We start from the raw sequence: 24,830 nt of genomic DNA on the forward strand, positions 1-24,830 counted from the left end.
CGGCTCTTCGGCTGCCCGTCCGGCGCCGTTGGACCAACCAGGGGCTACCGGTGGTCCAGCGTCGTCGTGGATGTCGGCGGGCGCCGATAGCGTCAGCGACATGGTGGAACGGCAGGGTGGCCAGGACCGGGACGCGACGCGTCCCGGGCTCTCGGCTGCCGCCGCGCCGATGTCTGCGAGGGAGACGAGCGCGCCTGACGCTCGCTCGGCCGCCGGCACAGCGGCTACTGCCGACACGGCGTCTCCGGCCTCTACAGCCGGCACGGCCTCTGCTGCCGGTTTTGGCTCTGCTGCCAGTCCTGCCAGTCCTGCCGGTCCTGCTTCTGCTGGGGGCGTGCTGTCGCGAACGGGTCTTCTCGTGGCGGCGGACGTGGCCGGGTGGCGGGAGGCGGTGGCGAGTCTGGATCGTGACGTCTCGGACGCGGAGCGGGTGGACCAGCTGCGGGCGTTGGAGGACCTCAAGGCCGCGGCAGCGGCCGCGCAGGCGCGGATCGCGGTGGATCTGCAGGCCTCGCAGCTGCAGGCCCAGGCCTCCGCCGGGGTCCCGGCCGCCCGGCGTGGTCGGGGTATCGGCGCTCAGGTCGCCCTCGCCCGACGTGAGTCGCCCGCCCGCGGCGGGCGGCTGCTCGGCTTGGGCAAGGCGCTGGTGACCGAGATGCCCCACACCCTGGCCGCCCTGAGTCTCGGGGTGATCAACGAGTGGCGTGCCACGCTGCTGGTGCGTGAGTCGGCCTGCCTGTCCGTGGTCGACCGGGCCGTCTTCGACGCCGAGGTCGCCGCGGATCCTGCCGCCCTGGCGGGTCTGGGCGAGCGGCGCCTGGTCGCGCGGGCCAAGCAGGTCGCCTACCGGCTCGACGCCGCAGCGGTAGTCGCTCGGGCGGCCAGGGCGAGCAACGAGCGGTGTGTGTCGCTGCGCCCGGCGCCGGAGACGATGACGTACCTGACCGGGCTGCTGCCCGTCACCCAAGGCGTGGGTGTCTACGCGGCGCTGACCCGGGTCGCCGACGCGCTGCGCGCCCAGGGCGATGCCCGCAGCCGGGGACAGATCATGGCCGACACCCTCGTCGAGCGCGTCACCGGCCAGGCCCGCGCCGAGGACGTCCCCATCGAGGTCCACCTCGTGATGACCGAACGGACCCTCCTCGGCGGCGATGACGAACCCGCCCAGATCCCCGGCTACGGCACCATCCCCGCCGAGCTCGCCCGCCAGCTCATCAAAGACCGCACCCAGCACCCAGACACCACTCAGGGCGCCGGGGACCCAGACACCGCCAGCGGGACGGACACCGGCGCCACTGCCGGCAGGCCGGACGCCGCCGGCGGAACCGACACGGACAGCACCGCCGGCGGGCCCGACGCCGACGCCGCCGCCAGCAAGAGCGACACGGACAGAGCCGCGGGCTGGCCGGACACCGGCGCCACAGCCGGCGAAGCGCCCGGGCCGACGAGTTCCGGCGCACCGATGAGCATGGTCAGCGGGGACGACGCCGGCACCGGCTCCGGCAAGACGGATCCCGCGGTGCTGTTGTGGCTGCGGCGGTTGTTCACCGCCCCCACCACCGGGCAGCTGATCGCGATGGACTCGCGGCGCCGGACCGCACCGCCCGGCCTGGCCCGGTTCATCGATGCCCGCGACCAGACCTGCCGCACCCCATGGTGCGACGCCCCGATCCGCCACCGCGACCACATCACCGCCCACGCCGACGGCGGCGCCACCACCGCGACGAACCTCGAAGGGCTGTGCGAGGCCTGCAACTACGCCAAAGAGGCCCCCGGCTGGCACGCCCGCACGATCACCGAGAACGAACACGCCAGAGCCGAGACAGACCACCCGCGACGCGCCGGACCCGAGCCCGACATCGACCAGGATGCCGGACCCGAAACAGGCCGCGCGCGACGCGCCGGACTCGACCTCGACCTCGACCTCGGCCTCGACATCGACCAGCGCGCCGGACCCGACCCCGGACACGTCGTTGAGATAACCACCCAGACCGGGCACCGGTACACCTCGAGCGCCCCACCCCTGCCCGGACACCGAGACAGTCCACGACAACCGGGCACGGCGCCACCGGCGACGCCACTCGCCCAGGCCGACAGCCCCGTCGAACGACTCCTCGCCGAGTACATCCGAGCGGCCTGATCGCCGGTCCATGCGGGAGTCGGTGGACGGACGTCGAGGTCGCCTTGTCCCGGACGTGGTGGAGGGGAAAATGAGCGTGAGGTCTGGTCCTCGTCACGGAGGTGCACGATGAGCGCCGAGCTCAACCACACCATCGTCAACGCCACGGACAAGCACGCGTCCGCCGCCTTCCTCGCCGAGATCCTCGGTCTGCCCGCGCCGACCACGTACGGGCCGTTCGCCGTCGTCGAGCTCGCCAACGGCGTTTCGCTCGACTTCGCCGACGACCATGGTCCGGTCGTTCCCCAGCACTACGCCTTCCTCGTGAGCGAGGAAGAGTTCGATCTGATCCACGGGCGCATCGTCGAGCGCGGGCTGACCTACTGGGCGGATCCCTTCCACCGGCGCTCGGACACCGTCAACACCAACGACGGCGGGCGTGGGCTGTACTGGTCAGACCCGGACGGGCACAACCTGGAGATCATCACCCGACCCTACGGCGGCTGAGTCCTGGCGAGCGGGCTCACCTGCAGCGGCCTGGCAAACGACGGGGCGCTCCGTACGTCGGCACGGTGGCGGCGGGATGGGCCGTTCGGCCCATCCCGGGCATCTCGGGCAGTGCGAGCATGGCGTGGTACCGGACCCAGGGGTGGTCGGCACGGCAGGAGGAGACATGATGGTTCGCCGGTTCACGGTTGCGCTCGGAGGCGTCGCGCTGGTCCTGACAGGCTGTGCGGCGGAGCCCGAGACCGGTGCCGAGCAGACCACCGTGCAGTCGGCCGTCACGTCGGGCGTGGAGGAACGCCTCGCCGCGCACGGCCTGGACGGGCTGCCGGCCACCGAGCTCATCGGCGAGCTGGACCAGCTCGCGGTCGAGGACCGGCCGAGGGATCTCATGGCCTCGGTCCGCGTCGACGAGCTCGTCCTCGCCACCGAGGACGAGGAGGTTGCGCTCGACCTCCCCGAGGACAGCTTCTACGTCTCCATCGCCCCGTTCATGAACCAGACGCACGAGTGCTTCTACCACTCGCTGACGACCTGCACCGGCGAGCTCGGCGCCGAGGACGTACAGGTCACCATCGTCGACGACGCCGGCGAGGTCCTGGTCGACGAGCAGACCACGACCTACGACAACGGCTTCGTCGGGTACTGGCTGCCACGCGACATCGGCGGCACTATCACCGTGACCCACGACGGGCACACCGGGGAGATGGCCTTCTCCACCCAGGAGGACAGCCCCACCTGCGTGACGACGCTGCAGCTCCTGTAGCCCACGACACGCTGCGGCTCCTGTGGCCCACGACAGCGTCCGAGTGCGCGATCCCACACCGGGGGATGGCGGCCGGGGCCGGTCTGCGCGAGCATCGATGGGATATACCGGTACGTAGATCCCGTACCGCCGTCGAGAAGGGGCTGATCGTGCCCAACACCGCTTCGCACACCCACACCACCGTGGGCGGCCCGTCAGCACCGATGCACGTGCACACGACGCCCGACGGTCACCACTACCTCGTCGACGGCCCGGCGGAGTCATGCCCCGCCCACGCGACGGCGGAACGGATCATCGAGCCCCGTGCGCTGGACCGATCCGAGCGCCGGGGCGTGGCTCCCAGGGTTCTCGCCGCGGCCGCGGTCGCCATCGCGCTGGTCGTGGCGGTCCGCCGGCTTCGCTGAACCCGGCAGCGCGCCGTCGCCCGCGCGGCGCGCCAGTGTGGACACCTGTTCGAAAGCGTGCTCGAATGGGACCGTGCGATGGGAAGCGCGGGAGCTCAAGGTCACCGACGAGGCGGCACTGCTGCCGCTCGCCGGCCTGGTCCGCAGCGTCCGGACGCCAGAGTTCGCCGGGGTGACGTTCCACGAGGTGCTCTGCAAGAGCGCCCTCAACCGTGTGCCGGCGGCCTCGTCGATGCCGTTCAGCTGGACGATCAACCCCACCCGCGGATGCCTGCACCGCTGCACCTACTGCTTCGCCCGGCGCACCCACGAGTATCTCGACCTCGACTCCGGCAAGGACTTCGACACCCAGATCGTCGTCAAGACCAACGTCGTCGAGGTGCTGCGCAAGGAGCTCGCCCGGCCGTCCTGGAAGCACGAGCACGTGGCGCTCGGGACGAACTCCGACCCCTACATGCGGGCCGAGGGGCGCTATCGCCTCATGCCGGGGATCATCACCGCGCTCGCCGGATCCGGGACTCCCTTCTCCATCCTCACCAAGGGCCCGCTGCTCAAGCGCGACCTGCCGCTCCTCGTGGAGGCGGCGCGCACCGTGCCCGTGTCCGTCGCCGTGTCGCTGGCGCTCGTCGACCCCGAGCTCCAGCAGAAGGTCGAGCCCGGCACCCCGACCCCGAAGGCCCGCCTCGACCTGGTCCGTGCGCTGACCGACGCCGGCCTCGACTGCTCGGTGCTGGCGATGCCGATCCTGCCCTGGCTGACCGACTCCGAGGAGCAGCTCGACGCGTTGTTCGGAGCCCTCGCCGAGGCCGGTGCCGCGGACGTGACAGTCGGTGCCCTGCACCTGCGGCCCGGCGCGCGTGAGTGGTACCTCGCCTGGCTCGCCCGCGAGTACCCGGCCCTCGTCCCGCGTTACCGCACGCTCTACGGACGCGGGTCCTACGCCCCGGCCGACTACCGCACCTGGCTCGCCGAGCGTGCGGGCAAGGCTCGCCGCCGGCACGGCTTCGACCGTCGCGCCCCGCGACGATGGGCTCGATCGCCGGAGCCCACCGCGATGCCCGGCCCGGTGCGCGCCCTCGAGCCGGCGCAGCAGGCGCTCTTCTGATCGTCGAAAGGTCTCTCGACCCTGGCGGCGACGACGTCCGTCCGCGTCACGGGTGACGGCGATACCCTGGCTCTGACGGCTCGTCGTCGCGCGGGCCGAGACGTGACCTCTTGACAGGAGGCGCAGAGATGCGCCGCGAATCGCAGCCTTCGCCACTCGCGATCTTCATCAGCTACCGGCGCAGCGGCGCGGCCGGCACCGCCGGACGGCTCTACGACACCCTCGCCAACCGGTTCGGCGACGACCACGTCTTCATGGACGTCGACTCCATCGAGCCCGGAGAGGACTTCACCGAGGTGCTGGCGCGCACCCTGCGCCGCTCGCGCGCGATGGTCGTGGTCATCGGACCCACGTGGCTGGACGTGCGCGACAGCGAGGGCAACCGGCGGCTGGACGACCCCGACGACTTCGTCCGCATGGAGGTCGAGCACGCACTCTCGGCCGGCCTGAAGGTCCTCCCGGTCCTGGTGGAAGGGGCCACCATGCCGACGGCGGACCAGCTCCCGGGACCGATGCGCAAGCTCGCCGCGAGGCAGGCCATCGAGATCAGCCCCACGCGTTACAGCTACGACGCCGGACGGCTCGTCGCTGCCCTGGCGCCGAAACCGTCGGGGCACCCGTCGCGACGGATGCTGGCGGCCGCGGGCACGGTGGTCCTCGTCGGCGGGGCCGGCGTCGCGTGGGCGGTGCAAGGGCGGGACCGCGAGCCGGACCCGGACGGCACCGGCACGGCCACCACGGCGGATCCCACGGATGAGGTGACGCCGGAGCTGCTAAGACTGCGGGTCAACTTCCAGAACGCTGCGGCGCAGACGCCGGAGGGCTACCTGGCCGACTTCGGGGAGCCGTTCGGTCCGCGTACCGGCCCGGACCAGGGGGAGGGGCAGGTGTACGGCTGGGTCCACGAGGGGACCCACGACCCGCTCGACCTTGTGGCCATGGGCCGTGACCGGGACACCCCCGGGCAGGAGGACCAGCGCCTCGACACCCTCATGCACATGGAGGGCGCCGACCCGCAGACGGGCGAGCTCGCCAGGGGCGCCTGGGAGATCGAGGTGCCGGACGGACGGTACGTCGTCACGGTCGTCGTCGGGGACGCGGCGCCGACGAGTATCCACACGATCAACGTCGAGGGCGTTCCGGTGATCCGCGGGTTCGACGGGCTGAGCGAGAACTACGAGGAGAGCTCGGCACAGGTCGAGGTGACAGACGGCGTGCTGACGGTCGACAGCGTCGGCGGGACCAACACGAAGATCAACTACCTGCACGTCGTCGAGGTGCCTTCCTGACGTGGGGTGGCGCGACGTGGCCTAAGCACAGGGCGCGCTGGGGGGCAGCGTGCTTCGCCCGGACGCGCGTCGCCGCGGCACGCTTCGCCCGGACGCACATCGTCTCCGACGTCGCTCGTGCCCCGCCGTGTGCCGACGGTGACGTCCGCGTGCCGTCGCCGTGACGTCCGGCCTCCATGCTGTGCGGATGACGGGCGGGTCCGAGCGGGTCGGGGTGTGCACGTTGCGGGCCTGGCGGTACGGCGGAAAGACCGTGGTCCGGCTCCAGATACGCGACGACGTCGAGGCGCTCGGCAGTGAGCGCGTCATCCTCGCCACCGACGTCGAGGCCGCCCTGGAGGAGGTGCGACTGTTCCTCGAAGGGCTGTCGGTGGACGACGCCACCTCGACCTCGTGACCCCCAGAGCCGTGACGGTCGTGTGACGGTGCTCGCTATCATGGGACGCGTAACTCTGCGGGGCCACCGGGGGTCGCGATGACGCTACATCTGGTCAATGCACTGGCGAACGAGGACACCGAACGACCTCTCGTCCATCTGCTCGGGCGGCCGTACGTGAGTCGTGGCACCAGCTCGTGCGCCGTGGGCGAGGGAAGCTCACGGTTGCTGGCGTTCCTCGCCGTCAACCGCGGGGACAAGGAGCGGCGCTACGTCTGGGGCCGGCTGTGGCCCGACGCCGAGGAGGAGCGCGGAGCGGGCAACCTCCGCTCCGCCATCTGGCGGCTCAACGGGCTCGGCCCGAACCTCGTGCACTCCGACAAGCACACGGTGCGCCTCCACGACGCGGTCGAGGTCGACGTCGAGCTCATCGGTGCCTGGGCGAACCGCCTCATCACCGGGATGCACCGCCCCGAGGACCTCACCATCATGCCGTGGGACCTCGACCAGCTCGACATGCTTCCCGGCTGGTACGACGACTGGGTCCTCCTCGAGCGCGAGCGGCTGCGCCAGCGGCTCCTGCACGCCATGGAGTGCCTGAGCCGGGAGCTCCTCCGGCTCGGGAGGTACGCCGAGGCAGTCGAGTCCGCGCTCGTCGCGGTCGGGTCGGACCCGCTCCGCGAGAGCGCCCAGCGGGTCCTCATCGAGGCCCACCTCGCCGAGGGCAACCGGTGCGAGGCCCTCCGCCGGTTCGAGGAGCACCGGGCGCTGGTGCGGCGCGAGCTCGGCGTGGACCCGTCCCCGGCGCTCGCGACACTGGTCGCGCTGCGCCGCCCGGCGGTGTCGGCGCCGTCGCCGTTGCACGCTGCCGTCTGAACGCCCTGCACGCTGCCGTCCGACAGCCTGCACCCAGCCGTCTGACACGAGGAGGCCCTGGTGGACACTCCGTCCGGCCCGCACTGCGACGTGCGCCCGCGAACCGCTCCGGCGCTGCCGCCGGACCTGGCGGTGCCGCGCGAGCGCCTCATACGGCTGCTGCGCTCCCAGTGGGTCAACGGGACGCGGCTGCACTACTGCTTCATGGACGGCCCGGCTCCCCAGCGCGACGCGGTCCGGGCGGCCTTCGCGGAGTGGAAGGACCTCGGGATCGGGCTGGAGTTCGCCGAGGTCGCCGAGCCAGGTGAGGCCGAGGTGCGGATCGCGTTCGACCAGAGCGACGGCTCCTGGTCGTACATCGGCCGGGACGTGCTGCAGATCCAGGTGGGCGAGCCGACCATGAACTTCGGCTGGGACCTCACCACCGAGTACGGCCGCAGCACCGCCCTGCACGAGATCGGACACACCCTGGGGATGCCGCACGAGCACCAGAACCCCTTCGCCGGCATCGTCTGGGACGAGGAGAAGGTCTACGCCTACTTCGGTGGCCCGCCGAACGGCTGGTCCCGTCAGCAGACCCACCACAACGTGCTGCGCAAGATCGATCCGAGCGAGGTCGAGGGCTCGACCTGGGACCCCGACTCCGTCATGGAGTACTGGTTCCCGGCCGGCCTGATCAGGGAGCCGGCCAGGTTCCAGGCCGGCCTCAACCCGCCCGGGGGCCTCTCGGCCGCCGACCGGGAGTGGGTCAGCACCTTCTACCCGCCGCTGGACACCTCCGCGCCCCTCCTCGAGCCCTTCGCCTCCCGTCCGCTCTCCCTCGCACCCGGGGAGCAGGCCGACTTCCGCATCGAGCCCCCGGCCTCACGCAGCTACCAGGTGGCGACCTTCGGGACCGCGGACACCGTGCTCGTCGTCTTCGAGGACGTCGACGGCGACATGCGCCACGTGGCCTCGGACGACGACAGCGGGGAGGACCGCAACGCCACCGTCACGGTGACGCTGCTGCACGGCCGCCGCTACGTGGTCCGCGCGAGGCTGTACTGGGCGGGGGCGTCCGGTCAGACCGCGGTGATGTACTGGTAAGCGCGCCTCCTCCTGTGCCGCCCGGCGCGGTGGTGCCTCCCGGTGCGGTGGTGCCGCCCGACGCGCGGTGATGCCGCCCGGCGCGCGGTGATGCCGCCCGGCGTGGCGATGCCGCCGTCGATCTCAAGCGTCGCCACCTGGCCGACCTCATGCGTCGCCGCCGGCCGAGGCGTCGCCGCCCGGCCGGCCTCAGGCGTCCCTGGTGCCGGACTGGGTCGCAAGGAGGTACGCCGTGCCGTCGGCGTACCCCATCGCGAGCCACCCGCCCGGCACTAGAGGTCGGGCGCGCAGGTCCCGCAGCCCGCTCGGGTCCGTGGGCCACCAGGACGGCGGGTCTCCCGGTTCGACGCGCCAGCCGGCCGGCATCAGGACCGCGGTGAAGGCGCGTGCGGCCGACGTCGCCAGCCCGGCGGCCGCCCACAGCGCCTCGGTTCGCTCCGGCGGGACCGTCAGGGCACCGTAGGACACCCGGTAGTCGAGCCCGCCGGACAGCGAGAACGTCTGTCCGCGCAGCGGCAGCCCGCGGTCCACGGGGCTGCCCAGCAGCTGCTCGACGTCGTCGTGCGTCAGTGCCCTGGTCTCGCTCACTGGTCCGGCTTCCTCATCTGTTCACGTCCTCCGAGCCCTGGGCCCCGATCTCGCCGCCGATGTCGGCGCCCGGCGGACCCGCGGGCGCCCCGGCCACCTCGCCGCCGGCGATGTCCGCACCGGTGGTCCCGGCCCGGTCCGGCACGTGCACCGGTGCCGCCATCGTGCCCCACTGAGCCCGGACGTCGGAGTCGGACTGGGTCACCGCCACCGCCGTGCTCTCGATCGCGAACGGGCTGCCAGGCAGGAGGGTCGCGGCGACGCGGACCTTGACCTCTGCGCCCAGCGGCCTGCCGGACCCGCTGCCCTTGGGGTCGAAGTCCCAGTAGTCGTAGAAGGTGAGCACGCCGGTGAAGGTCCAGGTGCCGTCGGCCCTGACGACGACAGAGCCGTAGTACCTGATCGTGAAGTTGCCGAGCGTCCCGTTGGTCCGGGCGCCGCCCCACCCGCTCACCTGGACCGGCACGGTCCCCCCGCCGGCCGCGGCGAGGCGGGCCACCAGGGTCATGAAGGCGGTGCTGCGGCGGATGTCGACGATGGCGTTGCAGTCCTGCATCTCGGTCGGGGTGAGCACGATGGTCCGCCCCGTGTCGTCCATGTAGTTGCCCAGGAACTTGCGCGGCAGGTAGTGGGAGTAGAGCGACAGCCATGCCCGGCGCTCGAGCCAGGTGGCGGAGCGCAGGTGCACACCCGGGACCCCGGCGGCGACGTGGCTGAGCTCGTGGCGCATCAGCGCGGCGTCGGTGGGGGACTCACCCTCGGCGAGGAACACGTCCCGGCCGTGGGTCGCCGCCCGCGCACCGAGCCGCGCGGCGAACCGCCTGTCCGCCGGCCCCTGGTGCACCCGCACCCGCGCGAGGTCGGGCCCCAGCGGCAGCGACCCGGCGGCCCGGCGCACGGACTCGTCCAACGGTCGGCCCTCGTCCCCGGCGAGGGGGGACCGGGCCGGCGCACGTCCAGCCGGCGCGCGTGCGGCCGCAGCGCCGGCTGCCGACCGGGATCCGGTCCCGGCTGCCGACCTGCCAGGCTCCGACGGGGTCCGCCCGGACTCCGCGGCGTCGGCCGCCCGCTCGTCGGTGCCGTGGCGGGGCGCGACCCTGGGCAGGTCGGTGTCGCCAGGGACCTGCTCGCGCTCCCGCCACATCGACGACCCGGCCACATCGCTCCTTCAGGGCAGCAGCGTCGCCATCACGGCGCGGGTGCTGGGCCCGACCTTGCCGTCGGCGGCGAGGGAGTGCTCGCGCTGGAACGCCCGCGTGGCGGCGTCCGTGGCCGGGCCGAAGATGCCGTCGACCTCGATGACCGCGCTGCGCACCTGGTTGAGCTGGCCCTGCCACTCGGCCACCTCCAGGCCCTCGCTGCCCAGCTGCAGCAGGGTGATGCGGTCGAGCATCCCGTCCAGCAGCGGGGTGAAGACCGTGGTGCGCGTGACGTCCTCGCCGCGGCAGCCGCTCGTCGGGCACACCAGGGAGATGTCGCAGCTGCCGGTGCTGACGAAGTCGGTCTCCCCGCGCACGAGCACCCCCTCCACCTCGTGGGTCTCCGAGCTGATCACCGGGGAGCCCGAGTTGCCGCCGTAGGTGTCCAGGTTGGCCACGAACATCGCGACCTCCGTGCTCTCGCGCACCTCGGCACCGCCCGCGACCTTGGTGGGCAGCCCCACCGGGTGGCCGATGACGTGCAGGTCCTGCCCCACGGCGACGGCCCCGGCCCGGCGCACCGGGAGCGCACGGTGGTCGGTCGCGGGCCGGTCGAGGCGGACCAGCGCCCAGTCGGGTCCCGGGGTGTCGGCCAGCTGCCGCCCGAGGATGGCTCGGGCGGAGAAGACCTGGTCGTTGTGGACGACGGACGGCGCCGTCGTCGCATCGCTCATCCGGAAGCCGAAGACGAAGCGCACGTCCGCCAGGGTCGACGCCGTCAGGCAGTGACCGGCCGTGGCGACGACGTCGGAGTCGACGAGGAATCCCGAGCAGAACGGGCCGGTGGGCTGGTCGAAGAACCGTTCCTCCGCGCAGAGGCCACGGGAGAGCCCGTACGGCGCGGTGACCAGCGTCGACGTCCCGTCACCGTTGTCGAGGACGCGGTCGGAGGCGAAGAGGGCGACGACGCCGTCCGCGTCGGCCAGGAGGTCCTCGTCCGTCACGGCGAAGACGTCCTGCCGGTCGTCGACGCCGTAGATCACCTTCTGTCTGGACAGGAGCTCGCGGGTCAGGGTCGCGGTGTCGACAGCCGCCAGGCGGTCGGCGGTGACGGCGTCCGCGGCGGCCGGGTCGCTGGGGCGGCCGGGGCCGCCGGCAGGCTCGTCGGAACTGGCGGTCTCGCGGGCACGCAGCTCGTCGAGGAGGTCGGTGACACTGACGTCGTCGAAGCTCTCGGTCGTGGTCATGACGAGCCTCCGCTCTCGGTCGTGGTCATGACGCGCCTCCGCTCTGTCGTGATCATGACAAGCCTCCGCTACGCGCCGGTGTCGAGACCGGTGAGGATCTCGACGGTCACCGGCACGTCGGTGTGGTTGGTGAGCGTGAGCGAGCGCGGCCCGCCCTCCACCAGCGCGGCGAGCACACCCGCGCCCGGCAGGAACAGGGCGCCGTCGACCTCGAACGCGGTCCCGGTCGCCGTCGGGCCCGCGGGGGTGACCTGCACCCGGGCGGCGGACCCGTCGCCGCGGCGGGCGGCCAGCGCGAGCAGGGCGACGGCGCCGCCGTCGGGCAGCAGCGGGACCACCTGCTCGTCGTCGTCGCCGCCCGCGGGTCCGAGTGCCTGCCCGGCGAAGGTGTACGACTCCGGCTCGAGCACGCCGCCGACGTCGAGCGACGGCCCACCGGAGGCCTTGACCGTCGCCGTCACCAGCACCCTGACCATGTCAGCCTCCCCGTGGTTGCCCCGGTCCGAGCTGCGGGGTGGACCCACCGTGCCGGGAGCACGTCACGGCGGCGTCGCCCCCGCGTCACCGGTGAGGTGACGTCCCGGTGACGGCAGGTCGCCAGAGTCGTCTCAGGCGCGGGACGACGAAGGAGCTGCCATGTCCGTTCTCACCACCTACCCGGGGGTCTACATCCGCGAGATCCCCAGCGGCAGCCGGACGATCACCGGTGTCGCGACGTCGATCACCGCCTTCGTCGGCCGCGCCCAGCGGGGCGAGCTGGACGAACCCGTCCCGATCGGCAGCTGGCCCGACTTCGAGCGCCGCTTCGGCGGCCTGTGGCGCGAGAGCGGCCTCGGCTACGCCGTCCGCGACTTCTACCTCAACGGCGGCTCGACCGCCCTGGTGGTACGGGTGGCGCGCGACGCGGCCACCGCGACCTTCGAGGTGGGGGAGGTGACCGTTGAGGCGCTGGGCCCGGGCTCCTGGGCGAACCCGATGCTCCTCAGGGTCAGCCACCCCAGCCCCGGTGACGCCGCCGAGGTGGCCGCGGGGCAGGGCGGCGACGTGACCGCCACCGACCTGTTCACCTTGGAGGTCTACGAGGATGCCGAGAAGGTCGACGACGAGGCCCCGGTCGAGACCCACCTCAACGTCACGATGGTCGACGGCCCCCGCCGGTTCGACCTCGTTCTCCAGTCATCCCGGCTGCTGCGGGCCACCGGCGTGCCCACCGGTGCGCGGCCGGACACGGGGGACATCACGCCGGCCACCGAGGGCTCCGACGGCGACGCCCCGGAGGCCGAGGACTACGTCGGGGACCCCGCGGCCGGCGACGACTTCGCCGCCGACAAGCGCGGCCTCTACGCGCTGAGCAAGGCCGACCTGTTCAACCTCCTCGTGCTGCCGCCGCCGACCCCCGCGGGCGACCTGCCCGTCGGCCTCTGGGTCGACGCCGCCGCGATGTGCGTGGACCGCCGGGCGTTCCTGATCGTCGACCCACCGGGCGCGACCACGCTCGACCAGCTCAAGACCTGGCCCGCCACCAGTGCCGGGCTGGGTGGGCCGGCCACCCGGAACGCGGCGGTGTACTTCCCCCGCATCCGCCGGCCCGACCCGCTGCGCGGCGGCGCCGTCGCCGACTTCGCCGCCTCGGGCGCCGTCGCCGGCGTCATCGCCCGTACCGACGCGACCCGCGGCGTATGGAAGGCGCCCGCGGGCACCGACGCCTCCGTCGTTGGGGCAGTCGGCCTGAGCGTGCCCCTGACCGATGCCGAGAACGGTCAGCTCAACCCGCTGGGGCTGAACTGCCTGAGGACCTTCCGGGTCATCGGATCCGTCGTCTGGGGCGCCCGCACCCTGCGTGGCGCGGACGCACTGGCCGACGAGTACAAGTACGTCCCCGTCCGCCGCCTCGCGCTCTTCCTCGAGGAGACCCTCTACCGCAGCACCCAGTGGGCGGTGTTCGAGCCCAACGACCGGCCGCTGTGGTCCCAGCTGCGCAGCTCCATCGGGGCGTTCATGCAGGACCTCTTCCGCCAGGGAGCGTTCCAGGGCGCGTCCCCGCGCGAGGCCTACTTCGTGCGGTGCGACGAGGAGACCACCACCCAGTACGACATCGACCGCGGGATCGTGAACATCATCGTCGGCTTCGCCCCGCTCAAGCCCGCGGAGTTCGTGGTCGTCGGCATCCAGCAGAAGACCGCACAGAACAGCGCCTAGGAGGAAGTGGGATGGCCGAGTTCACCGTCAACGCCTCGCGCTTCGACCCGTACAAGAACTTCAAGTTCCGGGTGAAGTGGGACGGCCGCTACGTCGCCGGGGTGTCGAAGGTCGGTGCCCTCAAGCGGACCACCGAGGTGGTCAAGCACCGCCACGGCGGCGACCCGAGCACGAGCCGGAAGTCACCGGGCCGCTCCGAGTACGAGGCCATCACCCTCGAGCGCGGCGTCACCCACGACGTCGACTTCGAGCAGTGGGCGAACAAGGTCTGGAACTGGGGGGCCGGGCTGGGGGCCGAGACGTCGCTGGCCGACTTCCGCAAGGACGTCATCATCGAGGTCTACAACGAGGCCGGCCAGGTGGTGCTGACCTACACCGTCTTCCGCTGCTGGGTCTCCGAGTACCAGGCGCTGCCCGACCTCGACGCCAACGCCAACGCCGTCGCCATCCAGACGATCAAGCTCGAGAACGAGGGCTGGGAGCGTGACTACGCCGTGGCCGAGCCGGCCGAGCCCTCCTTCGTCGAGCCCTGACCGGCTCGGGGACGACGGTGTCCGCCCTGCGTGAGGCCGAGCTCCTCCACGCGTGGGAGCGTGGCGCCGCGGCACCGCCCGCAGCCCGCGGCGCACGGCTGCTCGACGCTGCCGAGCAGGCCACCCTCGCGGAAGTCGCCCACCGGGCGGCCGCCGTGTACGCCGAGACCTTCTCCGCGGCCGCCGAGGTGCTGCTGACCTGCCGCTGCGGCGAGACCCTCGAGCTGTCCCTGGACCTGGCCACGCTGGCCGGCCCCGCACCCAGGCCCGAGGAGCGGACCGTTCCCGGGGTCGACGGGGACCTCACCGTACGGGCCCTGCGGGTCGGTGACCTGGTCGCCTCCGCGACGGCTGCCGACCCCGTCACCGAGCTCCTCGCGCGCACGGTCACCCGGGCCGGCCTCACGGCGGCGCCGACGACGCTCGCACCGGCCGAGCTCGAGGCGGTCGACGACGCCGCCCGAGACCTTGCGGGGGCGGCGGCCATCACCGTGCGCACCACCTGCCCGAGCTGCCACGACCTCCTCACCGCCGGCGTCGACGTCCTCGCCCTGCTGTGGGAGGCGGTCGACCGCAGGGCCCGCACGCTCCTCGTGCAGGTCGTGACGCTGGCCGCCGCGCTCGGCTGGAGCGAGGCCGATGTCCTGGCGCTCACCCCGCAGCGCCGCCGCGCCTACCTCGAGCTGGTGGGTGCATGAGCTTCCTGCAGGAGGTCGTGGCACGTGCCCGGGGCACCGAACGGGTCGTGCGGCTGCGAAGCCCGCTCCCGTTCGAGGACGGCGCCAGGCCCGGGCCGGCCGGCGCGGACCGGCTCCGCGCCGAGGATTGGGAGCCGCGGACTCGCCCGGCGGTCCGGACACCCGTGGCGACCACACCCGACGAGGGCCTCGGTGTGCAGGCACTCGACGGCGAGCGCGGCGACGGGCGTCGTGACGTCCGCCTGCCCGGGCGCAGCGGGGCTGGAGCCGGTGCCGAGGCAGGACGTCCGCCGCCCGGGAGCACCGTGCGAGAGCCTGCCGGTGCCGCCCCGATCACCGAGGGCCCGCTCGGCCGCGGCCTGCGGTCGGGGGAGCGGACCGACCAGGGGAACGTGCCCGGGACGGCCCGGGTCGGGGACCTCGCGGACCCGTCCGGCCGAGAGGCCGACGACGTCCCGAACGACCTGCCCGCGATGGGGGCACGGGCCGGTGTCCCGACGGTGAAGGCGAGCGACGGCGCGGCCGGCACGCGGATCGGCGGCGTGCCGGGCGGGGAGGCGGGCGTTGCTGTCACTGCTGTGCCGCTGCCCGTCCGGAGCGTGCGAGATGGGCGGCGGGTCGGGCGGGGGAATGGCTCGCCCGCCGGACGCCCAGGAGATGGCGAGCCCGCGGGGGACGACTCTCACGACGAGCGCCCGGGGGACGACGGGCACCTGCGGGACGATGAGCGCCGGGCGGACGACGACCGCCCGAGGGGCGACGAGCGCGCGGGGAACGACGAGGACCCTGGGGACGACGAGCGCCGGGGGCATGAGGTGCCCGACGGCTCGGTGCCGCCGCGGCGCGCCCAGGCCCGGAGTGCGTCCGAGCCCGTGTCCGACCTGGTCCGCGCCCAGGTGGTGCGCGCCCTGCTCGCGCGAGGGGTGGTCGACCCTGGCGAGCGCCTGGAGGTGCACGTCGGCGGCGCCGCGCCCGTGCCCCACCGCCGGGTGAGCCCGAGCGGCGCGCGGTCCACGGCCGTCTCCACGACGCCGGCCTCCACAGTGACGTCCGACGGCGCCGTGGTCGTGCACATCGACCGCATCGACGTCGTCCGGCCCACGCCCGCAGCGCCCGCAGCGCCGGCCGCGGCCCCGCGGCGGCCCCGGGTAGAGCACGATTCGTACCTGGCCCAGCGTCGTCGTCGGGGCGGGCCATGAGCAACTCCCTCGCGATCGCCGCGGTCACCTCGACGCTTCGCTACGTCATCGACCGCTCCCTCTCCGGTGGTGCCGCCCCCGTAGGCGGGGCGCGGGTGACGACGCTGCGACCCGACCGGATCGCCGACCTCACCGCCGGCGACACCCCGACCCCGGGACTCAACCTGTTCTGCTTCCAGCTCACGCCCAACCACGCCTGGAACCTCAGCGACCTCCCCACCAGGCACACCGACGGCTCGCTCGCCCGTCGGCCGGTTGCCGCCCTCGACCTGCACTACCTCCTCACCGGCTACGGGGCCGAGCCCACCCTCGACGCGCAGCGACTGCTCGCCCGGGCCGTCCTCGCCCTGGCCGTGACCCCGGTGCTGACCAGGGCCGTCGTCACCGAGGCGCTCGACCTCTACGCCGCGGACGACGGCATGGACTTCCTCGCCGCGGCCGACCTCGCCGACCAGCTCGACCTGGTGAAGCTGTCCCCGGATCCGCTGTCGCTCGAGGAGGTCTCCAAGCTGTGGGGGGTGGTGGGCAGCCACTACGAGCTCTCGGCCGCCTACGTCGCCTCGGTCGTCCTCCTCGAGGCCGACGTCGTGCCGACGACCGCGCTGCCGGTCCGCTCGCGCCACGTCGTCGTCTCGGCGGCGGGACCCCCGCGCATAGCCGAGGTCGCGACCGTCCCCGCCGGCGGCGCCGTGGTCACCGGTACCGAGCTCGTCGTCTCCGGCACGGGCCTGCTCGGCCCGGCCACCGAGGTGCGGGTGGGTGCCGCGGTGCTCGATCCCGCCGACGGTGCCACCGCCCAGCGGATCGGCGTCACGGTGACCGCGGACGTACCGTGCGGGGTGCACAGCCTCCGGGTACGGCACCGCGCCGCCCCGGACGGCGCCGGCGGCCCGCAGCGGGTGCTCGCGACGTCGGGCGCCGTGCCCCTCATGGTCCGGCCGACCGTCACCGTCAGCCCGCCGGAGCCGGGTGCGGAGCTCGCCGTCGGGCTCGTGCCGGCGGTGCAGGCGGGGCAGCGCGCCGTCGTGACGCTGCGCCGCCTCTCCGGCGGGGACCCGCAGGACCCGTCGTACCGCTCGGTCGACTTCCCGCCCGCACCACCAGGCTCGCCCCCGCGGGACACGTTGCTCGTCGACCCGGCCGACGTCGGCCCGGGTCGATGGCTGGTTCGGGTCGCGGTCGACGGCGTCGAGAGCCTGCCGGAGCTGGACGGCGACACCTACGGCAGCCCGTCCGTGGAGCTGCCGTGATCACCGACCCGTCACAGCGCCTGTCGACTGCGGACGAGCGAGTCGGGCGGGCGTCCGCAGTGCACTCGCCCGACGGCCGCGCACGCACCCAGCTCGCGCCCGATGGGGGCGTCGCCGACGGACGCGCCGACGGACCCATTGACGGGCGCACGGGCGCACCTGTGCACCCGCGTCCTGTCGAGGAGCGCAACCGCGACGTCGTGGTGGCCGAGCTCGCCCTCCTGCGGGCGCGGATACGGGGCGACCCGGCCGGCGCGGCGCTGGAGTCGCTCCGGCACGCCCGTCGCGAGCTCGGGCTGGCCAGCACGCTCGACTCGGTGGTCGAGGCGGCGCGGCTCACCCCGTTCGAGCGCGACGTGCTGCTCCTGGCGGCCGGCCCGGACTTAGTGGCCGAGACGGCCGACGACCTGGTGGCAGCGGGCTGCGGCGCGCGCCTCACCTTCGGCGCGGCCCTCGCACTGCTCGACGGCGCCCACTGGAGTGCGCTGACCCCAACAGGGCCGCTGCGTCGCTGGGACCTCGTGCGGCCCGCCGAGCCGTCCGCGCCGACCGCGAGCCCGCTCGTCGTCGACGAACGGGTCCTGCACCACCTCGCGGGAGCCGGGGACGTCGATCCCGAGCTGGCGATGCTCAGCTGGCCGGCCCCGCCGGTGCCTGACCTGCCGCGCTCCCTGCTCGTGCGGGCGCGGGAGGTCGTGGAGGCCTGGCGAGGGGACCGCGCGGCGGTGCTCCACGGACCGCAGCCGGGCAACCTGCGCACGGTGGCCGCCGCGGCGGCGGCGCTGGTCGGGATGCAGCTGCGCGAGCTCGCCGGCATTGACCTGCCACCCGACGCAGCCGGACGCGCTCGCCTCGTCCGGCTCCTCGGACGCGAGTCCGTGCTCTCGGCGACGGCGTGGGCCGTCGACCTCTCGGACGCGCGCGCGGAGGACGCACCGGGGATCGCCCGGGCGCTGGTCGGCTGCGGCACGCCCCTCGTCCTGCTCGACGGCGGTCCGCCCCGGGCATGGCCCCGCGCCGTGCCCGTCGAGGTGCCCCGCCTCGAGCCGCGGGAACGACGGGAGGTCCTGACCGTTGCCCTGCGCCGGCACGGCGCCGCGGTGGCCGAGGAGGTCCTCGACGAGGTGGCCGGTGTGTTCGACCTGCCGGTCGGCGACCTGGAGGAGGCCGCCAGGGAGACCGCTGCCGGCACCACCCTCTGGCACGCCTGCCGGGAGCGGTCGCGCCCGCACTTCGACGGCCTTGCCGAGACCGTCACCCCACGAGCCGGCTGGGACGACCTCGTCCTCCCGGAGGCCCAGCGGGCTCAGCTCAGGGCGCTCGTCGCCGCCGTCCGGCACCGTACCCGGGTGCTCGACCAGTGGGGTCTCGCGGCCCGGTCGTCCCGCTCGCAGGGCGCGACGGCGCTCTTCGCCGGCCCGAGCGGCACGGGCAAGACCATGGCCGCGGAGGTGATCGCCGGCGACCTCGGCCTCGATCTCGTCCGGGTGGACCTGAGCCAGCTCGTGGACAAGTACATCGGCGAGACCGAGAAGAACCTCAAACGGGTCTTCGACGCCGCCGAGGACTGCGCGGCGGTCCTGCTCTTCGACGAGGCCGACGCGCTGTTCGGGCGGCGTACCGAGGTCCACGACAGCCACGACCGGTACGCCAACGTCGAGGTCGGCTACCTCCTGCAACGGCTGGAGAGCTTCCGGGGCATCGCCGTGCTCACCACGAACGCCCGGTCCGCGATCGACCAGGCCTTCCTCCGGCGTCTGCGGGTGCTCGTCACCTTCCCATACCCCGACCTCGCCGCCAGGGTGGCGCTGTGGCAGCGGGCCTTCCCGCCGTCGACGCCCACCCGGGGCCTGGACCCGGCCCGGCTGGCCGCCATCGACCTCCCTGGCGGCGGGATCACGGCCGCCGCCCTGACGGCGAGCTACCTCGCCGCCGACGACGGCGAGCCGGTCTCCGAGGACCACGTGCGCCGCGCAGCCAGGTGGGAGCTGTCGAAGTCCGGTCGCACCGCCGCCACGGTCGGTCCTGCTGCGGCCGGCAGCCCCGGGAGCAGGCCCTGATGGGACAGGTCCGCGCCCAGGACCGTGACCGGCGTGACGCCCCACGGGCGCACGAGAGCGCCGACCCCCGGGCCGCGGCGGTCGCCGCCGCGGTCAAGGAGCCCGGCCGTCCTGCCGGCGCGGACGTCGGCGCCGCCCTGCCGCCGCACCTGCGGTACGACCTGGGCAGGGTGCGGGTCCACACGGACGCCCCGGCGGACCGGGCCGCCCGGGCCGTCGGCGCGAACGCCTGGACGGTGGGCAACCATCTCGGCTTCCGGGCCGGGCGCTACCGCCCCGCCACAGCCGAGGGACTGGCACTGCTGGCCCACGAGCTCGTGCACGTCCGCCACAGCCCCGCCGGCCCGGACCCGGCGGCCGTGGACGGTGCCACCTTCCTGCTCGCCGACCCCGCCGGGGCTCAGGAGGAGGCGGCACGGCACGCTCTCTCAGGCGGGGCGGCGGAGCCGCTGCGGACGACACGGGCCGGTCAGGACACCACCTGGTACATCCACCGCCAGGAGGTGGGTACCGCGACCCTGGAACCGAGCGCGGTCCTCGCCGCGGACGAGGGGTTCCGCTGGACCGGCACGTCCAAGCGACCGCTGCTGGTGATCCGACCGTCCTGGCTGGTGGCGCAGGGCGTGCCGCGGGGGACCACTCTGATCCACGGCTCCGAGCACCCCCGGGTTCTGGAACCGGTCCTGCGGGGCCTCCTCGCCGCACTCCCGTGGACGGACCCCGCGCGCGCTCTGGCCGGCATGGACGGCCTCGCCATCCAGCTCAGCCCCGAGAGCTGGGGGGTCGAGGAGGCCCAGGTCCCGGTCGGCAGCTCGGTGTTCGAGATCATCGGGCTGCCGCCCCAGGCCCCGATCTTCATCACCTACCTCGCCGACGGAGGCATCCGGATCCTCGTCGACATGGTCCACCTCGCACCGCAGGCGCCGGCCGACGGGACGCTCACCGCCGACCCTTCGGCGGACGTGCCGGCGGCTGATGCGGCCGCCGAACGGGTGGTGCAGACCCTCGAGCGGACCGTCGGGGGCCCGGTCGTCCCGCAGTCCCGGCACCTCCTGGTCGAGGTGGTCCGGCGTGGGCTCGCCGCCGAGACCGGGGTGTGGACCGGTGGACTGAACGCCGAGAGCATGACCGACCTCTTCGGCGAGGCGACCTACCGCGGCTACGTCGGGCGCCAGGGGGAGGGCGGTGAGCACGGGTCGGTGGTGCCGCTCGCCGGGGGCGGGACGGTCACCCTGCCACCGGGCGTCACGGTCGGACAGCTCGAGATCCTCAGTGCGTTGATGGACGAGCTGGGGGTCGCCGGGGAGCAGTCCTCCGCCGAGACGCCCGTACCGCTGACCACCTCCGACGTCGAGGCGCTGCTGGAGCTCGCGCAGAGCGAGGACCGGGCGGAGGTCGTCGCCGAGATCCGCGCGGCCAGGACGGCCGCACCCGGGGCACCGTCGACGGCAGCGACCGTGCGGGACGTCATCGAGTCCGCGCGCGAGATCCTCGACTGGCGCGCGTCCGCCGCGTCCATCGGCACCGACTTCGACGAGGGCAGGGCCGAGGAGCCGATCGTCCCGCGGCCGGTGCACGGCGAGATCCTCAACCCCGACCGGCTCGTGCCCGGCCTGGAGGCCCACTTCACCTTCCGCACCACCGACGCCGTCGACGCGTTCCGCGTCCCCCACGTCGCGATCCACTGGTACGCCCGGGCCGCCCCGGCCCCGGACGGCACCCCCGGGCGGGTCGTCGAGGACGACGTCACGCGGTACATCGAGGTCCGTCCGCACGGGGTGCTCAACGAGCGGATCTTCGAGGTGACCTTCACCGAGCCGGGGATCTACGAGGTGCACGCCTTCGTCAACCACAACTTCTACCTGCCGGCCCACATCAGGTCCACGGTGGAGGTCGTCACGGAGGCCACGGTCCTGGAGGAGCTCCGGGCACAGGCGGCACCGGGCTGGGGCGCGGACGAGACGACGGCGGAGTTCGAGTTCGCGGAGATCGCCGCCGACGAGGAACGCGACCTCGCCCTGGCGGTCGCAGTGCCGCTGGCCGTCGCCGCCCCGCGCCTGCTGCCGCTCGCCGAGACCGTCGCGGGCCAGGCGTCGAGCGGCTACGCCGTCGGGACCCGGTCCGAGGGCCGGCTCACGGCCGCCGCAGCGGCCGAGTCGCCGGTGGTCTTCGCCCGACGGAAGGCGCAGCTCGAGGCCGAGCTCACCCGGCTCGCCGAGCTGGAGGCGGACTACGGCGGTCGGGGGCACGAGGGCGCGCTCGACGCCATCCGTGAGCGCCGTGACCGCGTGGGCGAGACGGTCGCCGAGCTCGACCGCCTGGCGTCCGACACCACCACCCGCGCGGTCCCCAGCCGAGGGTTCTTCGCCAGCCGTACCCACGGCGTCCCGAGCGCACCGCTGACGCTCGTCACCTACTTCACCACCAGCGGCACGGGGGACGAGCTGCGCTACCACGGGCACATCCTCGACCAGAGCCAGCTGCTCGAGGCCCGCCACTACCACCTGACCCGGTCGGGGAGGACCTTCGCCGAGGTCATGGAGGGCCTCTTCGTCGACCTCACGCAGGTGTACCCCAACGGGCGGGTCAGCCTGGCGTTCCAGCAGTGGGACGAGGCGTCGGGCGCGTGGACGGACCGCTTCGTGCGGTTCGAGCGCGTGACCGACACGCTGGAGCAGGACGTCACGGACGTCGCCTTCTCGCCAGGGGTGTCCCTCGGCGTGAACATCCTCGCCACCCTGCTCACCCTGTTCCCGCCGACGGCGCTCGTCGGCATCGGCCTGGGGCTCGCCTACAACGCGGCGTCCGTGGCGCACAACATCTCCGACGACCTGCGCCGCGGGACCCTGACGGCGGAGCGGACCACCGTCGAGCTCCTCATGCTCGGCCTCGACCTGGTGCCCGTCGTCGGCAAGGCCGGCCGGTTCGTGACGATCGGTGCGCGGACCTACCGGGTCGTCGACGTCGCCCAGCTGGCCGGGATGTCCTACCTGCTCCACGAGGACGCCGAGCTGCAGATCCGCACGCTGCGGGAGGGCGGGATCACCGAGCTGGCCGCGCTCGACGCCGAGATCGAGCGGATCAGCGCGGTCAACGCCTCCGACCCCGCCCTGGGGGACCTGCGCCGCCGGCGCACCGAGGTGCTGGAGCGGGTGCAGACCGCCGCGTCCCGCGTCTACACCGAGGCGATCACGACCCAGGCGCTGACCCTGGGCGCGACCGCCGTCATCGGCCGCGTGGGCGAGGCCGTGCTCGAGCGGCCCGGTTCGGCCCCCCGCACCGGCGAGCCCGCGGTCCGTCCGGACACGGACACCGCGCCCCGGCCGACAGATGTCGCCGGACGACCGGGGGACGCCGGCCGGCCAGGGGACGCCGGACGACCAGGGGACGCTCCGGGCCCACGGACGGACGTCGCGGGCCGACCCACCGGCCCCGCCGCCCGCCCTGGGGACCCTGCCGCCCGCACCCCCGCGGCCCCGACAGAGACCGCGGCCGAGGGTGGTGCGACGCAGCGACGTGAGGCCGAGAGCCCGACGGCCCACCGGGAGGGCCCCGCCGCGCCCGAGAGGACACCTGCCGAGTGGGAGGCCCTGCAGGACGCACTCGGCGACCTGGCGGACCGCGTGCCGATCCACGCCGGCGAAGGCCTGGGCGGCAACACCGTGCGGGTGCACTACGGCGAGGACGGCGACCTGCGGGTGGTGGTCGGCCGCGAGGCGGGCCCGGCCGACATCCGGCGCCACCTGGCGACCATCCGCATGCTGCGCCGCTTCGAGGGCCCGCTCGGCCGCCTCCTCCGGCTGGTCGACCGTGCCCGGTCGCTCCTGACCGGCTACCCGCCCTACGGGTCGGCAGGTTTCGAAGCGCGCGCAGAGATCACCAAGCTCACCTCGATCATCGACGAGCTGACCGGGCAGCGCCGCACCGTGCAGGAGCGGGCCGACCGGATGACCACCGACCCCGCCGCCGCCCGCGCCGAGGTCGAGGCGATCGACCGGGAGATCGCCGCCCTGGAGGAACAGCTCGCCAGGTACGAGGGGGAGGTCGACTCCCTGCGCGCCGGCCGCGGCTACGTCGCCCAGGAGGACACCACCGGCGGCGGCACCGCCCGACCCGAGGGCGAGCCCCGCGCACCGCCCGAGGTGGCGCAGGAGGCACCGCAGGAGGCGCCGGCGGCACGGCCGGCGGGCGGTCCACGACCGGCCGCCGGAGCGGCGGCCGACCTCGGCACCGTCGAGGGACTGCAACGTGCGCGCGACCAGGCGAGCGCCGACGTGGACAGGCTGCGCGCCGAGCGGGCCGAGCGTCACCGGTGGAACGACGAGGTCAACCGGATCGAGACGGAGCGTGCGGCGGTGGCGCGCGCCCCGTCGAGCGCGGAGCGCACCGCGCAGCTGCGCGAGCTGGTCCGCCGTCGCGAGGAGGCGAGAGCCAGCCGTGACGAGCTCCGCTCCCTGGGGGACATCGCCGACGACCTCCGGGCCGCCGAACGCCGACAGGCCCGCTTCGAGACGTTGCTCGACCCACAGTCGCGTGCCCCGATCCCGTGCTTCCACCCGAGCACACCCGTCCACGTCCCCGACGGCGTCCGCCCCATCGCCGAGCTCGCCCCGGGGGACCGGGTCCGCACCTACGACCGGGCCCGCGCCGCCACGGTGACCGGCACGGTCACGGCGGTGCACCGCAACCGCACGGCGCACTGGTACGTGCTCGACGTCGGCGGGGCAGCCGTCCGGGTCACCGGCCGGCACCGGTTCGACGTCCCCGGCGCCGGCTGGGTCGAGGCGCGCCGGCTCGAGGTCGGGGACGAGGTCCGCTCCGCCGACGGCCGAACCGTCGAGGTCACCGGCGTCTCGTTCGAGGACGGGCTGGACACCGAGAGCTGGAACCTCACCGTCGCCGGTAGCGCGTCCTACTTCGTCGGTCCCGGGATCCTCGTCCACAACCAGGGCGTGGACCTAGGCTTCGACGGCCCGTGGGTGGTGTACCGCGGCACGAACCCGGCCTACCCCGGCCTCGTCTACATCGGGCAGACGGACCAAGGCGCGGAGACCCGTCAGGGGCAGCACCGTGCCCTCGCGGAGGCGGAGATCGCGGTGCTGGACGCCGTCGCCCTCCGTCGACCGCTCACCCTGAAGGAGACGCAACGGCGCAGGTTCTTCGAGTTCATGCGGGCGGTGGACCTGGAGGTGGCGGTCAGCGGGATCCCCGACCAGGCGCTGGCCGACTACCTCGAGCAGCACAACATCGACTACGAGCGCACGTTCGTCGGCGGCGAGGAGTCGCTCATGAACCGGCGCGAGCAGATCACCCGGGAGATCCACCGGGACGAGGTCCTGCGACGGATCCGGGAGAATCCGGTCCTCGCCCCATACTGCCCTTCCTGAGGACT

Annotated in this window: 20 protein-coding genes; 16 read left to right on the forward strand and 4 right to left on the reverse strand. The window is 73.8% G+C overall.

The window, feature by feature from the left end; genetic code table 11:
• Positions 1-334: 334 nt before the first annotated feature.
• From GD748_RS20005 to GD748_RS15445, 9 genes are all read left to right on the forward strand, one after another.
• Positions 335-2,140 (forward strand): HNH endonuclease, encoded by a 1,806-nt coding sequence (locus GD748_RS20005; RefSeq protein WP_405002689.1) that lies wholly within the window; start codon positions 335-337, stop codon positions 2,138-2,140.
• 108 nt (positions 2,141-2,248) lie between these two features.
• On the forward strand, positions 2,249-2,626 hold the full coding sequence (locus tag GD748_RS15410; protein WP_152196098.1) for a VOC family protein: 378 nt from the start codon (positions 2,249-2,251) through the stop codon (positions 2,624-2,626).
• A 166-nt stretch (positions 2,627-2,792) separates the two neighbouring features.
• Positions 2,793-3,389 carry a CueP family metal-binding protein gene (locus GD748_RS15415; RefSeq protein ID WP_226921427.1) on the forward strand — a complete coding sequence of 199 codons (597 nt, stop codon included), beginning with the start codon at positions 2,793-2,795 and terminating at the stop codon, positions 3,387-3,389.
• Between the two features lie 149 nt (positions 3,390-3,538).
• Positions 3,539-3,793, forward strand: a complete 255-nt coding sequence (locus GD748_RS15420; RefSeq protein ID WP_152196099.1) for a hypothetical protein — start codon at positions 3,539-3,541, stop codon at positions 3,791-3,793.
• A gap of 73 nt (positions 3,794-3,866) precedes the next feature.
• Positions 3,867-4,898: an Rv2578c family radical SAM protein gene (locus tag GD748_RS15425; RefSeq protein WP_152196100.1), complete on the forward strand. Its 1,032-nt coding sequence runs from the start codon at positions 3,867-3,869 to the stop codon at positions 4,896-4,898.
• Between the two features lie 128 nt (positions 4,899-5,026).
• Positions 5,027-6,187, forward strand: coding sequence for a toll/interleukin-1 receptor domain-containing protein (locus tag GD748_RS15430; protein WP_152196101.1), 1,161 nt, complete (start codon positions 5,027-5,029; stop codon positions 6,185-6,187).
• Between the two features lie 187 nt (positions 6,188-6,374).
• On the forward strand, positions 6,375-6,584 hold the full coding sequence (locus GD748_RS15435) for a hypothetical protein (protein WP_152196102.1): 210 nt from the start codon (positions 6,375-6,377) through the stop codon (positions 6,582-6,584).
• 78 nt (positions 6,585-6,662) lie between these two features.
• A complete protein-coding gene (locus tag GD748_RS15440; protein WP_152196103.1) occupies positions 6,663-7,439 on the forward strand; it encodes an AfsR/SARP family transcriptional regulator in 777 nt (258 codons plus the stop codon).
• A gap of 60 nt (positions 7,440-7,499) precedes the next feature.
• A complete protein-coding gene (locus GD748_RS15445) occupies positions 7,500-8,525 on the forward strand; it encodes a M12 family metallopeptidase (RefSeq protein ID WP_226921430.1) in 1,026 nt (341 codons plus the stop codon).
• Positions 8,526-8,714: 189 nt separating this feature from the next.
• On the opposite strand, the gene GD748_RS15450 is transcribed toward GD748_RS15445, so the two are convergent.
• The 4 genes from GD748_RS15450 to GD748_RS15470 form a co-directional block, all read right to left on the reverse strand.
• On the reverse strand, positions 8,715-9,113 hold the full coding sequence (locus GD748_RS15450; protein WP_226921432.1) for a hypothetical protein: 399 nt from the start codon (positions 9,111-9,113) through the stop codon (positions 8,715-8,717).
• 13 nt (positions 9,114-9,126) lie between these two features.
• The gene (locus tag GD748_RS15455) at positions 9,127-10,272 is read right to left on the reverse strand and encodes an eCIS core domain-containing protein (protein ID WP_226921434.1); all 1,146 of its coding nucleotides are present in this window, start codon (positions 10,270-10,272) and stop codon (positions 9,127-9,129) included.
• A gap of 9 nt (positions 10,273-10,281) precedes the next feature.
• Positions 10,282-11,499: a trypsin-like peptidase domain-containing protein gene (locus GD748_RS15465; RefSeq protein WP_226921436.1), complete on the reverse strand. Its 1,218-nt coding sequence runs from the start codon at positions 11,497-11,499 to the stop codon at positions 10,282-10,284.
• A 68-nt stretch (positions 11,500-11,567) separates the two neighbouring features.
• Complete coding sequence (locus tag GD748_RS15470) at positions 11,568-11,975, reverse strand: hypothetical protein (protein WP_152196104.1); 408 nt, start codon at positions 11,973-11,975, stop codon at positions 11,568-11,570.
• Positions 11,976-12,135: 160 nt separating this feature from the next.
• Here GD748_RS15470 and GD748_RS15475 point away from each other — a divergent pair, with 160 nt between their 5' ends.
• The 7 genes from GD748_RS15475 (at position 12,136) to GD748_RS15505 (ending at position 24,825) form a co-directional block, all read left to right on the forward strand.
• On the forward strand, positions 12,136-13,698 hold the full coding sequence (locus GD748_RS15475) for a phage tail sheath family protein (RefSeq protein ID WP_152196105.1): 1,563 nt from the start codon (positions 12,136-12,138) through the stop codon (positions 13,696-13,698).
• A gap of 11 nt (positions 13,699-13,709) precedes the next feature.
• Positions 13,710-14,231, forward strand: a complete 522-nt coding sequence (locus GD748_RS15480; protein WP_152196106.1) for a phage tail protein — start codon at positions 13,710-13,712, stop codon at positions 14,229-14,231.
• Positions 14,232-14,248: 17 nt separating this feature from the next.
• A complete protein-coding gene (locus GD748_RS15485; protein WP_152196107.1) occupies positions 14,249-14,929 on the forward strand; it encodes a hypothetical protein in 681 nt (226 codons plus the stop codon).
• Complete coding sequence (locus tag GD748_RS15490; RefSeq protein ID WP_152196108.1) at positions 14,926-16,128, forward strand: hypothetical protein; 1,203 nt, start codon at positions 14,926-14,928, stop codon at positions 16,126-16,128. Before GD748_RS15485 ends, GD748_RS15490 begins: the two co-directional genes overlap by 4 nt.
• On the forward strand, positions 16,125-17,378 hold the full coding sequence (locus tag GD748_RS15495; RefSeq protein WP_152196109.1) for a DUF4255 domain-containing protein: 1,254 nt from the start codon (positions 16,125-16,127) through the stop codon (positions 17,376-17,378). The genes GD748_RS15490 and GD748_RS15495 overlap by 4 nt, the downstream gene beginning before the upstream one ends.
• 161 nt (positions 17,379-17,539) lie before the next feature.
• A complete protein-coding gene (locus tag GD748_RS15500) occupies positions 17,540-19,438 on the forward strand; it encodes an ATP-binding protein (RefSeq protein ID WP_152196110.1) in 1,899 nt (632 codons plus the stop codon).
• A complete protein-coding gene (locus GD748_RS15505; protein WP_152196111.1) occupies positions 19,438-24,825 on the forward strand; it encodes an eCIS core domain-containing protein in 5,388 nt (1,795 codons plus the stop codon). Before GD748_RS15500 ends, GD748_RS15505 begins: the two co-directional genes overlap by 1 nt.
• Positions 24,826-24,830 lie beyond the last annotated feature (5 nt).

Source organism: Georgenia subflava, assembly GCF_009193155.1.
Classification (GTDB): Bacteria; Actinomycetota; Actinomycetes; order Actinomycetales; family Actinomycetaceae; genus Georgenia; species Georgenia subflava.